This window comes from Streptomyces sp. NPDC127092 (assembly GCF_042722475.1).
GTDB lineage: Bacteria > Actinomycetota > Actinomycetes > Streptomycetales > Streptomycetaceae > Streptomyces.
This window is the reverse complement of the sequence record NZ_JBHXFE010000002.1, coordinates 194,849-208,897: the sequence shown is the minus strand read 5'-3', so window position 1 is coordinate 208,897 and position 14,049 is coordinate 194,849. Positions and strand designations below refer to the sequence as shown.

General features: G+C 73.7%; 8 protein-coding genes. 6 read left to right on the top strand and 2 right to left on the bottom strand.

Annotated elements, in window-relative coordinates; genetic code table 11:
* Positions 1-115: 115 nt before the first annotated feature.
* Entirely contained in the window at positions 116-3,766 is a 3,651-nt protein-coding gene (locus tag ACFWJO_RS02525; RefSeq protein ID WP_386862990.1) for a LamG-like jellyroll fold domain-containing protein, read from the bottom strand.
* A 210-nt stretch (positions 3,767-3,976) separates the two neighbouring features.
* Here ACFWJO_RS02525 and ACFWJO_RS02520 point away from each other — a divergent pair, with 210 nt between their 5' ends.
* The 6 genes from ACFWJO_RS02520 (at position 3,977) to ACFWJO_RS02495 (ending at position 12,567) form a co-directional block, all read left to right on the top strand.
* The gene (locus ACFWJO_RS02520; RefSeq protein WP_386862989.1) at positions 3,977-4,957 is read left to right on the top strand and encodes an alpha/beta hydrolase-fold protein; all 981 of its coding nucleotides are present in this window, start codon (positions 3,977-3,979) and stop codon (positions 4,955-4,957) included.
* Between the two features lie 14 nt (positions 4,958-4,971).
* Complete coding sequence (locus tag ACFWJO_RS02515; RefSeq protein WP_386862988.1) at positions 4,972-6,543, top strand: peptidoglycan DD-metalloendopeptidase family protein; 1,572 nt, start codon at positions 4,972-4,974, stop codon at positions 6,541-6,543.
* Positions 6,544-6,556: 13 nt separating this feature from the next.
* Positions 6,557-8,023 carry a hypothetical protein gene (locus tag ACFWJO_RS02510; protein ID WP_386862987.1) on the top strand — a complete coding sequence of 489 codons (1,467 nt, stop codon included), beginning with the start codon at positions 6,557-6,559 and terminating at the stop codon, positions 8,021-8,023.
* Between the two features lie 26 nt (positions 8,024-8,049).
* Positions 8,050-10,122: a glycosyl hydrolase family 32 gene (locus ACFWJO_RS02505; protein ID WP_386862986.1), complete on the top strand. Its 2,073-nt coding sequence runs from the start codon at positions 8,050-8,052 to the stop codon at positions 10,120-10,122.
* A 209-nt stretch (positions 10,123-10,331) separates the two neighbouring features.
* Positions 10,332-11,111, top strand: coding sequence for a serine/threonine protein kinase (locus ACFWJO_RS02500; RefSeq protein ID WP_386862985.1), 780 nt, complete (start codon positions 10,332-10,334; stop codon positions 11,109-11,111).
* 10 nt (positions 11,112-11,121) lie between these two features.
* On the top strand, positions 11,122-12,567 hold the full coding sequence (locus ACFWJO_RS02495) for a serine/threonine-protein kinase (RefSeq protein ID WP_386862984.1): 1,446 nt from the start codon (positions 11,122-11,124) through the stop codon (positions 12,565-12,567).
* Here ACFWJO_RS02495 and ACFWJO_RS02490 read toward each other — a convergent pair.
* Positions 12,564-13,961, bottom strand: coding sequence for an alpha/beta fold hydrolase (locus tag ACFWJO_RS02490; protein ID WP_386862983.1), 1,398 nt, complete (start codon positions 13,959-13,961; stop codon positions 12,564-12,566). The two genes, ACFWJO_RS02495 and ACFWJO_RS02490, sit on opposite strands and share 4 nt — an antisense overlap.
* Between the last annotated feature and the right edge of the window lie 88 nt (positions 13,962-14,049).

Genomic DNA, 14,049 nt, shown 5'->3' with positions numbered 1-14,049 from the left:
CGCGCGCCGGAGCCGGGAAGCGTCCCGGAGCCCGCGCGCGTTCCGTAGGGCGGCGGAGCCGGCGGGGGCCGGTGCAGGGAACACGCCCGGCACCGGCCCCCTTGGTGTGGGCCCGTCACAGACGGACGTGCGTGCCCTGCGGGGTGATCGTGTCGAAGGGCAGTCGGACCACCGTCGAGCCGTCCGCGGGCAGCGGCGCCCCCACGGCCTTGATCTCGTCGTCCGTCAGGAACCTGCGGACCAGCGTGAACTCGTCCATCGAGCCCTGGAACCAGTCCTTGGGCAGCGCGTCCGGACGGGTTCCGAGCAGGATGCCCTGGACGTCGAATCCGTCCTGGTACGTCAGCGAGCCGGCCACGGCTCCCGACGCGGTCGCCAGGAGCCTCGTCCCGTCACCGATCGACAGCGTCAGCTCCCCGGAGTCGCGGCGCAGCACCACGTGCCGCCAGGTGCCGTCGCCGAACACGGTGTTCTCGGGGGCCCTGGCCACCAGGCTGGTGATCCCCTGGTCCGTCTGGACATGGGCGACGACGTCGTTCGTGCCGGTCCTGGCACGGATCCACAGCTGGCGCTCGGTGGTTCCGACCCCGTACGCCCTGACCAGTACCGGTTCGTCGTTCTCTGCCGCCTGGTAGCGGACCCAGGCCGCCAGGGTGAAGTCGCCGTCGCCGAGCGCCTCGGCCTCCCCGTAGGGAAGCTCCACGGAGTCGTCCACCCCGTCGAAGCCGAGGCCGCGGCCGAACCTGCCGTCCGCGTCCGTGACGGTCGCGCCGCCGCGTACGAGGGCGTTGTTGCACTGCGACGAGGCGTCGAAAGTGCTGCGCGCGGCAGGATCGTCGGCGGGCCGCATCACGAGGTGCTGCTCCGTGTTGCCGCCCTCCATGGTCCACCAGACGGTGGGCGCGGGCTTCAGCGCCGGGGCCCAGCCCCCCTTGGTCGTGTCGAGGATGTCGGCCCGCTCCGCGTCGCTCAACGCCCGCGGGTAGAAGCGGAAGTCGTCGAGCTGCCCGGTGAGGATCTCGATGCCCTCGGGTTTCGTGCCGGTGGCGTCGCGCTTCGAGCCGATCCTGACGCCCTCGGGGGCGGCTACTCCGTCCGTGAAGGAGCCGGTGAGTCCCGTCGCGGTGGCCGGGGGTTCGCCGTCGACGCGCATCGTCAGGGTGTCGCCGGCGCGCGTCAGGGTCAGCAGGTGCCACTCCTTGTCGCCGAACGCCCTGCCGGTCTTCGTGTCCTCCAGATCGATCGTGACGGAGGCGGAGGTGGTGACCGCTCGGGCGTGGAGCCGCTTCGTCGACGGCTTCGCGCCGACCCACAGCGACGGCTTCCCGTCGGTGGACCCGTACGCCGAGAGCAGAGTGGCGCCCTCGGGGTTCACCGCGGAGTCGTATTGGAACCAGAGGGCGAAGGTGAAGTCCCCGGTGCCGTTGTCCACGGCCGGGACGTAGGGCACCTCCACACCCGGGAGGTCCTTGGAGACGGCGAGCGCGGCGCCACCGACGCGCCCCGGGACCTGGGCGCTCTCCGGGTTCCGGGTGCCGAGCAGCGTGCCGTCGGCACACCGGCCGGAGACGTCGTCCTGGATGCGGACGTTCGTCAGCGGCGCGGCCCCGGCGGTGTCGACGACCTCGAAGGGCAGGTGGGCCTTCAGCGAGGCCGGGGCCACGGTCTCCCGCCCGGCGCCGCGCAGCGCCGGCCACAGCGTGGGATCGACGGCCTCGCGGTAGAGGCGGAACTCGTCGAGCGTGCCCGTGAACCCGTCGTTGGCGTCGACCTCGGCGATACCGGTGTCGAGCTTGTCGCCGAGGCGGATGCCCTGGACGTCGTCCTTGCGCCAGGGGGCGAGCCGGCCGACGTCGAACGACTTGACGGCCGGGACGAGCCCGTCGACGCCGAGCTTGATCTCGGCGCCCTTGCGGGTGAGCACCAGGTGATGCCAGACGCCGTCGCCGAAGGCCGGCGTGGCCTTCTTGTCGAGCGGCGCTTCGAAGGTCAGCGTCACGGCGCCCTTGTCACCCTCCACGCGCGCCATGACCCGGTTGTACTCCGGCTGCACCCGGGCCCACACCTGCTGTTTCGGATCGCCGACGCCGTACGCCCACAGGAGCGCCTGCTGCGGGGAGGCGGACGTCGCGTCGTACCTGAAGAACAGGGAGTACGTCATGTCGCCCGAGCCGCCGTTCAGCGACGCGGTCCACGGGAGGTCGGCGTGACCCTTGGTGCCGCCGGCGCCGCCGTTGAGCTTCAGCCCCTGACCGAACGTCACACCCCCGAACGCCGCGCCCGGGCCGGAGGCGGTGCCGTTGCCGAGGTAGGCGTCGTTCGCCTCGACGGTCGTGTCGGGCGAAGTCCGCCCGGCAGCCGGCGCCTGCTGCGGCAGGCCGGCGCCCTTGGCCGCGAAGGTGCCCGCTTCGGGAAGCCGGAGCTGGTCCACCGTGAAGCGGTTGAAGTAGATGTGCTGGGCGGAGAACGACGTGCCGCCCTCGTACACCATGCCGATGTCACCGGCCGACAGCTCGGCCATGTCGGAGTAGCCGGCCCGGTCACCGAGGACCTTGCTGACCTGCCCGCCGGGCGCGTCCTTCCAGGTCGCCCCGTCGTCGAGCGAGTAGCGGATCCTCATCTCCTGGCGCAGGTCCGGGTGGGAGGGGCTCGACATCAGGAGCAGATCGCCCGGGGCGGTCCGATAGGTCCTGCGCGGGGCGAGGACGGACACCTGGACGTCGGGGCCCACCCAGCCCTGGGTGTACCCGAGCCTGGGCACCTTGACCTTCGTCTGCCCGTCCACGGGGTCGACCGCCTCGGTGGCGGTGACGTGCATGCGGTGCCGGTCCTCGTACGCCGCCGGCAGCGTCGTGTTGACGCGGACGTCGTACGGGCTGCGGGCACTGACGTAGACGCTGCCGTCGGCGAGCTCGGCGACCACCGGCTCTCCGGGCTTCGCCACGGGGGACTCCGGGCCCCAGTCCTTCCGGTAGGGGTCGGGCGCCGTCGATACGCCGGGGACCTCCTTGGCCCGCAGGAACGAGTCCTCGGTCAGGCTGCTCTTCCAGCTCGCGCCCCGGTCGTCGCTGTAGAGGACGCCGACGCGCTGGTCGTCCCCGTTCACGGTCTCGTACGCGCCGACGACCATCCGTCCCTCGTGCGGATGGTCCTTCTTGAGGATTTGGATGCCGTGGGAGGGCCCGGTGCCGAACCATCCCGTGCCGGTCGTCAGGCGCGGGACGGCCGTCGGCGCCTGGAAGGTGAGGCCGTCGTCGTCGCTCCGCTGCACCCAGGACGTCCGGGTGCCGCCGGGGACGGCCGGCTCGGAGTTGGAGAAGAGGAAGACGGTCCCCTTCTTGTCGGCCATCACGTCGGCGACGGGCGAGGGGTTGCCTCGCACCTGCGCGGGCCCGGCCGCGCCCGCCCGGCCGGAGGAGACGACCCGGATCGGGGACCAGGTGCGGCCCTCGTTGGTGGAGCGGCGCACCACGATGTCGATGGGGCCGCGGTCGGCGCACGACGGCGAGGTCCTGGCCTCGGCGAACGCGAGGAGCGTGCCGTTCTTCGTCGTCGTCAGGGTGGGTATGCGGAAGCAGCCGTAGCCGGCTGTTCCGGATCGGAAGAGGACCTGCTGCTGGACTCCGAGGTTCGCCGCGCCGGAGAGTTCGGTGCCGCTCGCCGCCGCCGGCTGCGCGGCGGCGAGGCCGAGCAGGGAGGCGCAGGAGGCCAGTGCGGTGAGCAGGGCGACGGGCCGTCTTCGCGACCGTGATCGTGACCATTTCATGATCACGAAGGTAGCTGGCTCCCCACCGGTCACTCGACGCAGGCGGGTCACTCCACGCAGGGCCGCCGTCACCCTATAGCCCACGCGGCCGCCGCTGTCAGTCCGTAAGGTTCCGGGTTCTCCGCCGGGGAGGCGCGTCGCTAGCTTCCGAACCGCCCGTTCCACGGCGGCCGGAACGGCCTTCGCCACGCGTCTTCCCTGGAGGTCACGTTGACCGCGCACCACCCCTCCCGCAGGAACATCCTCAAGTCCGCCGGCGGGCTCACCGCCGCCCTGGCCCTGGGCGCCGGCGGCGTGCTCGCCGCGGCGCCGACGGCCGCGGCGGCCGGCGACGGCTTCGGCCTGCGCATCGTCGACCGCAACGAGAGCGACCCCCGCATGTGGTACTACCGCTTCCAGACCGACGCCATCGGCTGGAACCCCGGTGTCAACGTCCTGCTGCCCGACGACTACCACTGGAGCGGACGCACCTACCCCGTCCTCTACCTCCTGCACGGCGGACTCGAGGACTTCATCACCTTCGACGCACACCACGACATCCGGGGCCTGACCGCCGGCAAGCGCCTCATCGTCGTGATGCCCGACGGCGGACGCGCCGGCTGGTACTCCAACCCGGTCAGCTCGGCCGCCGGCCCGCGCAACTGGGAGCACTTCCACATGGCGCAGCTGCTGCCGTGGGTCGAGGCCAACTTCCGTACGTACGCCGAGTACGACGGGCGCGCCGTCTCCGGGTTCTCCATGGGCGGCTTCGGCGCGCTGAAGTACGCGGCAAAGTACTACGGCCACTTCGCCTCCGTCAGCGCCCACTCCGGCCCGGCCAGCCTGCGCGGCAGCAACGGCGCGGTCACCCACTGGGCCAACCTGTCCTCGGCCGCCGTGGAACTCAACGGCGGCAGCGTCTACGGCATGCCGTTCTGGGACGAGGCCCGGGTCAGCGCCGACAACCCGATCCAGCGCATCGAGAGCTACCGGCACAAGCGGGTCTTCCTCGTCGCCGGCACCAGCCCCGAGGACATCCAGGGCTACGCCAACGAGACCGTGGTCCTCGAGACCCAGCGCGAGTTCAAGTGGAACCTCGACCGCGTGGGCATCCCGCACGAGTCGTACGAGCTGCCCGGCGGCCACTACGTGCGCCGGGACATGCTGGAGCGGGACATCAACGGCGTCGTCGACCGCCTGCGCAAGGCGTGACGGGAGGGCGTCACGTGCTGTCCGGTCTTCCCCGACGCGCGCTGCGCGTCCTGCTCGCCGCGACCGCGGCCCTGGCGCCGGGCCTGCTCCTGGCGTCCCCGGCCGACGCACAGACATCGGCGCGGCCGTCGGCCCAGGCAGCCGCGCAGACATCGGCGCGGGCTCCCGCGCGGGTCCTCGGCTCGGCCGTCGCGTGCCCGGCCGCCGGGCCCGTCACCCAGCACTACCACAGCGGCCACAACGGCGTGGACATCGGCGGCGCCTACGGGGCGCCGATCTACGCCGTGGGCGACGGCGAGGTCACCATCTCGGGATACGAGCCCGGCTACGGCCAGTGGATCCGCATCCAGCACCCGGACGGAAAGATCTCCGAGTACGGGCACATGTTCCAGCGCGACGTGTTCGTGGGCGACCGCGTCGTGGCCGGCCAGCAGATCGCCCTGATCGGCTCCGAGGGCAACTCGTCGGGCCCGCACCTCCACCTGCGGATCTGGGGCGACCCGTCCGCCACGTACGGCATCGACCCCGAGCCGTACCTCGCGGAGGGCGGCGTGGTGCTGCCCTGCGTGCCCGGCAGCGGCCCCCGCCCCACACCCCTGGTGCATCCCGTCGAGTCGGGCCGGGTGGTGTCGGCGAAGTCGGCCGACGGACGCCTGGAGGTGTTCGCCGCCGGGGCCGACGGAGTGCATCACGCGTGGCAGACGAGCGTCAACGGTGCCTGGTCCGAGTGGGAGTCCCTCGGCGGCCCGGCCGGCGCGGAACTGGCCATCGGGCCGAACGCGGACGGCCGGCTGGAACTCTTCGCGATCAACGGGAACGTCTTCCAGCACCGCTACCAGCTCCAGCCCTCCGGAGGCTGGTCCGGCTGGGAGAACTTCGGTGGCGGCGGCAAGGACATCGCCGTCGGCGCGAACGGCGACGGGCGTCTGGAGGTCTTCGCCTCCGGACCTGTGGGCGTCTTCCACAAGTGGCAGACGGCGCCCAACGGCGGCTGGTCGGAGTGGGAGTCCGCGGGCGGCGGACCGGCGAACAGCCGGATCGAGATGGAGAAGGCCCCGGACGGGCGTCTGGAGGTCTTCGCGCTGAACGGCGACGTCTTCCAGCACCTGTACCAGACGGCGGTCAACGGCGGCTGGTCGGCCTGGGAGGACTTCGGCGGCGGCGGACGGGACCTCACCGTCGACCACAACCAGGACGGGCGTCTTGAGGTCTTCGCCTCGGGCCCGGTCGGCGTCTTCCACAAGTACCAGACGAGTCCCACGAGCTGGTCCGAGTGGGAAGGCACGGGCGGCCCGGCCGACTCCCAGCTGACCAGCCAGCGGACCGCCGACGGCCGGGTCGAGGTGTTCGCCGTCAACGGCACCGTCGCCCAGCACATCTGGCAGACCGCGGTGAACGCGCCGTACGACCGGTGGGAGTCCTTCGGCACCGGCGGTACGGAGGTCACCGCCACGGCGAACGCCGACGGCCGCATCGAGGTGTTCGGCACGAGCCACGCGGGAGTCTTCCACAAGTGGCAGACCGGCTTCGCCAGCTGGTCCGAATGGGCCTGGCTCAACAACAGCTCCGGCCCCGCCGTCAGTTGAGGAGAAGGATCAGGTGGCAAGCACACAGCGCGCTCGAAGAGCGCCCCGTCGCGTCGTCCTGTCGGCGCTCGTTCCGTTGCTCCTCGCCGCAGGGGTCCTCGTCGGCGCCTCGCCCGCGTACGCCGCCCCGAGCGACCTGTGCGCCCAGGTCGGCTACCGGGCGGGCTTCCGTGGCGACGCCCTGGTGACCGCCGTCGCCGTCGCCCTCGCCGAGTCCAGCTGCGACCCGTCGGCGACCAACACGTACAACAACACGCCGCCGTCCCGCGACCGCGGCCTGTGGCAGATCAACGACTACTGGCACCCCGAGGTCGACGACGCCTGCGCCTACGACGCCCAGTGCAACGCGAACGCCGCCCACGAGATCTCCAACGGCGGCACGAACTGGCAGCCCTGGTCCACGTACAACGCGGGCCACCACTGGCGGCACATGGACGAGGCCCGGGCCGCCGTCGACCGCCTCGGCCACCACGAGCCGGGGCCCGCGCCGCTGGTCTACCCGGCGGAATCGGGCCGGGTGGTCTCGGCGCGATCGGCCGACGGACGTCTGGAGGTGTTCGCGGCCGGTGCCGACGGCATCCACCACGCGTGGCAGACGGCCGTGAACGGCGCCTGGTCGGAGTGGGAGTTCCTGGGCGGCCCCGGCGGAGCCGAACTCGCCGTCGGCCCCAACGCGGACGGCCGGCTGGAACTCTTCGCCATCAACGGGAACGTCTTCCAGCACCGCTACCAGCTCCAGCCCTCCGGGGCCTGGTCGGGCTGGGAGAACTTCGGTGGCGGCGGCAAGGACATCGCCGTCGGCGCCAACGGCGACGGGCGCCTTGAGGTCTTCGCCTCGGGGCCGGTCGGCGTCTTCCACAAGTGGCAGACGGCGCCCAACGGCGGCTGGTCGGAGTGGGAGTCCGCGGGCGGCGGACCGGCGAACAGCCGGGTCGAGATGGAGAAGGCCCCGGACGGGCGTCTGGAGGTCTTCGCGCTGAACGGCGACGTCTTCCAGCACCTGTACCAGACGGCGGTCAACGGCGGCTGGTCGGCGTGGGAGGACTTCGGCGGCGGCGGACGCGACCTCACGGTGGACCACAACCAGGACGGGCGTCTTGAGGTCTTCGCCTCGGGCCCGGTCGGCGTCTTCCACAAGTACCAGACCGGTCCGGCCAGTTGGTCCGGCTGGGAGCCGACCGGCGGTCCCGCGGACTCGCAGCTCACCAGCGAGCGCTCCCCAGACGGACGGGTCGAGGTCTTCGCCATCAACGGAAGCGTCGCCCAGCACCTCTGGCAGACCGGGGTCAACGCCCCCTACGGCCAGTGGGAGACCTTCGGCACCGGCGGCACGGAGGTCACCGCCGCCACCAACGCCGACGGCCGCATCGAGGTCCTCGGGACCAGCCAGGCGGGAGTCTTCCACAAGTGGCAGACCGGCTTCTCCAGCTGGTCCGAATGGGCCTGGCTCAACACCACCTCCGGTCCCGCCGTCAACTGACCCCCGGGTCCCCCTGGAGAACCGTCATGCGACCGCTCAGCAGGCGGAACCTGCTGCGTGCGGCCGGAGCGGGAGCCCTCGCGCTCCCGCTCCCGGCCCGCGCCGCCGCCCCCTCCGCCATCCCCGCGTCCGCCTCCGCCACCCCCGCGTCCGCGGCCGACCCGCCCCACCAGTGGCTCGCCGCCGGCCCCTTCACCCACGTCCACGACCCCTCGCTCCCCGGCCGCCGCCGCTACCTCAACGACCACACCCTCGTCCGCGCCGGCGACCGCTGGCACCTGTTCGGCATCGTCGGCGACAGCGCCCCGCCCGGACAGGCGCCCGACAGCTCCGCCGAGACCGCCTTCCTGCACGCCTCCGCCCCCAGCCCGTACGGCCCGTGGACCGGCCACCCCGACGCCCTGACCGTCGACCCCGCGTACCACGGCGAGGAACACCTGTGGGCGCCCCACGTCATCGAGGCGGACGGCACCTACTGGATGTTCTACGCCGCCGGCGGCCGCTCCGGCGCCGCGATCAACCTGGCCACCTCCACCGACCTGTTCACCTGGACCCGCGTGCCGTCCGGCCCGCTGTTCCGCGGCATCGCCGCACGCGACCCGATGGTCGTGCGGATCGGCGCCGAATGGGTCATGTACTACACGGAGCTGTCCGCCGCCGACGGCCGGCACCTCGTCGCGTACCGCCGCTCCACCGACCTGCGGCACTGGAGCGCACCCGGCACCGCCTTCGCCGACGAGTCCACCGCCTCGTCCGGCGTCTCGGTCACCGAGTCGCCGTTCGTCGTCGAACGGGACGGCTGGTACCACCTGTTCCTCGGGCCCCGCGGCGGCTACGACGGCACCGACGTCCTCGCCTCGCGCGACCCCTTCCGCTTCGGCCTCGACGGCTACGCCGGACACGTGCCCGGACACGCCGTCGAACCCTTCACCGACGGGCAGCAGTGGTACGCGAGCGCCGCCGGCTGGTTCAAGCACGGCCTGTACGTCGCCCCCCTGAGGTGGCAGGACACGCCCCCGACGTGGCAGAGCCCCGACAACCCCGCCGCGGCCCTGGACGTCCAGGGCCGGCTGACCCTGTTCGCCCTCGACGCGGGGGACCGCTCCATGCTGCGGCGCGTCCAGCTCGACGCCGGCACGGACACCTGGTCGGAGTGGGAGCAGTTCGGCGGCCCGGCCGGAGCGGTGCCCACGCTCGGCCGCGACACCGACGGCCGTCTGGAGGTGTTCTCGCTCGCTCCCGGCGGCGCCCGCCTGCACCACCGGGTCCAGCGGCCCGACGGCACCTGGTACGACTGGGAGGAGTTCGGCGGCCCCGCGGGCGCCGCGCCCGCCGTCGCCCGCGACGCCCTCGGCCGGATCGAGGTCTTCGCGCTCAGCCCCGGCGGCACGGTCGTCGCCCGCCGGCGCCAGTCGTCACCCGGAGCCCTGACCTGGGACCCGTGGGACCCCGGCTTCGGCGGTGCGGCGGGAGCGCCGCCGGTCGTCGCCGCCAACGCGGACGGTCGCCTCGAAGTGTTCGTGCTCGCGCCCGGCGGCACGGCGCTCCTGCACCGCTGGCAGACCACGCCGGGAGGATCCTGGTCCTCGTGGAACCGCTTCGGCACCGCCGCCGGCGCCGCGCCCCGCGTCGGCCGCGACGGCAGCGGCCGGCTCACCGTCACCGCGATCGCCCCGTCCGGTGTCGCCGCCTTCCAGCGTCGCCAGTCGGTGCCGAGCGGCGGCTGGGACGACTGGCAGCCGCTGCTCGGCTGGTCGACCGCCGCACCGCTGCTCGTACCCGGTGAGGACGGGCGGCTCGAGGCGTTCGCCCTCGCTCCCGGCGGCGACCGGCTCGCCCACCGCTGGCAGACCGCACCCGGCGGCGGCTGGGCACCCGCCGACGTCTTCGGCGAGGACTTCGGCGAAGACGGCACCGAACTCGCCGCGACCCCCTCGGCCGCGGCCGACGCCACCGGCCGCATCCACGTCTTCGCCGTCATGACCGACGGACGGATCCGCACCCGCGTCCAGGAACGGCCCGGCGGCGGCTGGCTGCCCTGGACCGCCTTCGGCGACCGTGCGATGGCGCCCCTGAGATCGGGCAGCCCCTCTCCCTGACGCCCTCTCTCCCTGACCCCCTCTTCCTGACCCCCTGTCTCCCTGACCCCCTGACCCCCTGACCCCCTGTCTCCCTGACCCCCTCTCTCCCGGTCACCGCGTCCGGCCGAAGTGGCCGATGCCACGCGGTGAATACCCGTGCGCAGGCGGTAACGTTCGCTGTGTCGGACAGCGGTCGGGACCCATGGGGCGGACGGGACGGGGGAGCGGTGAGCGGGATTGTCGTCCACTTACCCGAGGGGAGCGGCGGCGACGCCGTGACCCTGCGGCTCGGGCCGGGGGAGCGGGTGCGGTTCGGCCGCGGCTCGGCCGCCCACCCGGTGGAACTCCGCATCGCCGACGAGGCGGTCTCGCGCCTCGCCGGAGAGATCCGTGCCACCGACGACCACTGGCAGCTGAGCAACCTCAGCACCACCCACGGCTACCTGGTGGAGAACCCGGAGGGCGCGGGCGAGTACCTGCGGGTCCCGCCGCGGCGACTCGGGGCTCCCATCCCCTTCGAGTTCTCCCGCGTGGTGCTGCCCTCGCGCCGCGACACGCCGGTCTTCTTCCAGGTGTTCGCCCCCGACCACGTCTACCTCGACCCGCACGCAGCCGGCGGCTCGTGGGAGAGCCGCACCCTCACCGCGTACTCCCTCGACGAGACCGCCACCTACTTCCTGGTGCTCGTCGCGCTCTGCGAGCCGTGGCTGCGTGACCGGTCACCTGTGGCCGTGCCCACCACGCCCCAGGTCGTCGAAAGGCTGCGCGGACACGCCTCCTGCGCCCGGCTCACCGCCCGCGCCGTCAGCGCCCACATCGACTACCTCGCCGACGAGAAACTGCGCATCGGCGTCCCCGCTCCCGACGCGGCGGGCCGGGCCGACCGCAGGAACGGCAAGCGCGAGGCCGTCGTCGGGCTCGCCCTCAAGTTCGGGATCGTACGGGAGGAGCACCTCGCGCTCCTGCCGCCGCGTTCCGAACTGGCCGAGCCGGACGCCAGGCGGTGAGGACGGCGTGATGCGGACGTCACGGGACCTGGCCGGCTCCTGGGACAGCGACGGGCCGGAACTCCTGCCCCCCGGCCACCGGGTGGGCGCATGGATCGTCGACGAGCCGATCGGCGCCGGCGGCTGGGCCACCGTCTACGCGGCCCACCCCGCCGACGCGGACCGGCACGGCGGGCCGCCGGTCGCCCTCAAGGTCATGCCCACCGCCGGGCTCGCGCCCCGACAGGCCCGCAACGTCGCCGAATCCGCCCGCCGCGAGGTCGAACTCGGCCGCAGGGCAAGCCACCCGAGGCTCGTCCGGCTCCTCGACTCACTCGTCCTCGCCGCCCCCGACCGGCCGTCCCTGGACGGCGCGATCGTGCTCGTCATGGAACGCGCCCGCTGCACCCTGCGCGAGCTGCTGGGCTCCCCGGTGGACGAGGCCGAGGGCGCCAGGCTGATCACCGGGATCTGCGAAGGACTCGCCCATCTCCACCGCTCCGGCTGGGTGCACACCGACCTCAAACCCGAGAACATCCTGATCGGCCAGGACGGCGAGGTACGCCTCTCCGACTTCGGCTTCGCCATCGAACTCACCGGCACCCACGGCTACTCGGCCCCCATGGGCACCCTCGACTACCTGCCGCCCGAGCGCTGGACGGAGCGGCTCGGCGAGCAGGGCGTCCGGGTGCGGCCCACCGCCGACATCTGGGCGCTCGGGATCGTCGTACACGAGGTCTTCGCCGGCGGCGCGCCGCCCTTCCCCGGCGCCACGCCGACGGCACGCGGAGCCGCGGTGCAGGAGTACGCCGAAGGCCGGGCGGCCCTGCGGCTCGACCCGGCCGTCCCGGAGTTCTGGCGCGCCTTCGCCGCCGACTGCCTCGCGCCCACCCACGCCGCCCGCGCCCCGCACACCGCCGAGCGCCTGCTCGCACGGATCGCGGACCGGACTCCCGGCCCGCCGCGCACCCGGCGGCTCCTGCGGCGCTCCGCACTCCTCGCCCTCGCCGCGTGCGCGGCGGCCGGCGCCGCCCTCTGGTCGTACGCGGGACCGGGCGGGGCCGGCGAAGGCCCCGCCCGTGTCCGGGTGTTCAACGCCGAGCGCGGCTGCCAGGACCGCACCGACCGCGCCCCCGAGTGCAGTCTCGGCCTCGCGATCGACCCCCTGCGGCCCTACACCGCCGAGAACGTCGTCCCCACCCGGGTGTGGCACGGCGACCTCCTCGACGCCGACTGCCAGCTCCCCGAAGGCCAGCCCATCATCGACGAGGACGACCGCCGCTCCTCCGTCTGGCTGCGCGTCCGCCTCCCGCGCGCGGACACGGCCGCCACGGCCTGGCTGCCCGCCGTCCGCACGAGGGACCACCCCGCGCTGCCGCGCTGCGCCGGGCCCGCGCACCCCGCCCGTCCGAGCCTCGGCGGCATGGACCCGGACGGGAACCAGGGTCGCGCCGGGCGGACTGCGCCGACGGGCTAGCGCAGCAGGAAGGCCTCCGCCGCGCGGGCGCCGCCGTCGCTGCGGCTCTGCGTGGAGTGCCCCGCGCCCTCGATCACGACCAGTTCGGCCTTCGGGGTGGCGGCGGCCACCTCGCGGGCCCACTGGACGGGAGTCGACAGGTCCCGGTCACCGGCGAGCAGCAGCACCGGCATGGTCAGGGTGCGGCCCGCCGCCGGCGGGTTCGGGCGCGAGGCGGGCCAGGGCAGACAGGTCTGCGGAATGCCCTGCTCGCCCGCCGTCTCCCGCTGGAACGGCCACACCTCGGCCGGCCTGATCCGCCGTACGGCCTCCCGCAGCGCCCGCTCCCTGCCCTCGACCGGCGCCGAGGCGTCGCCCCACGGCCAGCGGGAGTCCGCGCAGAGCGTCGCCGCGTGCAGTCCCGAGCTGAACTCGGCCGGAGACTCGTCGGAGGGGCCGGAGAAGCCGGCGACCAGACCGTCCAGACGGGCACGGTCACCGCCCGCCGACGCGTGCAGGGCGCTCAGGATGCCGAACCGCGGGTCGTTCAGCTTCGGGTCGATGATGCTCGCGATGACGAGGAGGTTGAACACGCCGACGCCGTTGCCGTCGCGCCGGACCACCTTCGCGAGGTCGGCGGCCGGGTCGAAGCCGCACCGCTGCTCCCGGCACGCCGTGCGCAGCACCCGGCCGGAGTGGCCGAACGCGGCCTCGTAGAGCACGCCCGCGCCGTCGAGCGGCACCACCGAGTCGAGCACGAGCCGGCGCACCCGCTGCGGATGGGCGAGCGCGTACCGGCTCGCGGTGAACGTGCCGTACGACACGCCGTCGACGGTCCACGAGCCCACGCCCAGGGCGCGCCGCAGGTCCTCCAGGTCGGCCACCGTGTCGGAGGTGGTGTAGACGTTCCGGCGCGGTCCGAGGCTGTCGGCGCACGCCGTGACGGCCGCCGGGGTGGGGGCGACGGTGTCGCTGCTGCCCACCTCCTTCTGCAGCGCCGGACAGTCGACGGCGGTGCCGCCGGTGCCGCGCTGGTCGATCATCACCAGCCGGTACTCGGCGAGCGCCTTGGGCAGCCGGGAGCGGATCCGCGCCACGTACGGGACTCCCGGCTGTCCCGGCCCTCCGGTGAGGAAGAGCAGGGTGCCGCGGGGCGCGTCGGCCGCGCCGAACACGGCCGCCTGGAGCTTCAGGGTGCCGGGCGTCGCGCCGCTGCGGTCGAGCGGCACGGTCAGGTCGGCGCAGGTCACGTCCGGCTGCCCGGGGCACGGCCGGTGGCTGGTGAGACCGGGTGCCCCGTCGGCGCGGGCCGCGGGCGCGGAGGGCGCGCCGGCGGCTCCGGGTGCCGAGGTGGCGCACGCCGCGGCGGCAAGGACGGCCGCGAGCGCCGTACCGGCTCTGGTCAGAAGGGTCATCGTCGCGTTCCCCCGCTCGGAAGACGGGATGCCGCGGGTGGCGTCCCCATGACGCCGCGGCACCGGCCGGGGCTCCGGCCGGTGCCAT

Excerpts from the sequence above, each read along its gene's own strand:
- ACFWJO_RS02490 (WP_386862983.1), bottom strand. The coding sequence starts at position 13,961 with ATGACCCTTCTGACCAGAGCCGGTACGGCGCTCGCGGCCGTCCTTGCC.
- ACFWJO_RS02525 (WP_386862990.1), bottom strand. The coding sequence starts at position 3,766 with ATGAAATGGTCACGATCACGGTCGCGAAGACGGCCCGTCGCCCTGCTC.
- ACFWJO_RS02505 (WP_386862986.1), top strand. The coding sequence starts at position 8,050 with ATGCGACCGCTCAGCAGGCGGAACCTGCTGCGTGCGGCCGGAGCGGGA.
- ACFWJO_RS02495 (WP_386862984.1), top strand. The coding sequence starts at position 11,122 with ATGCGGACGTCACGGGACCTGGCCGGCTCCTGGGACAGCGACGGGCCG.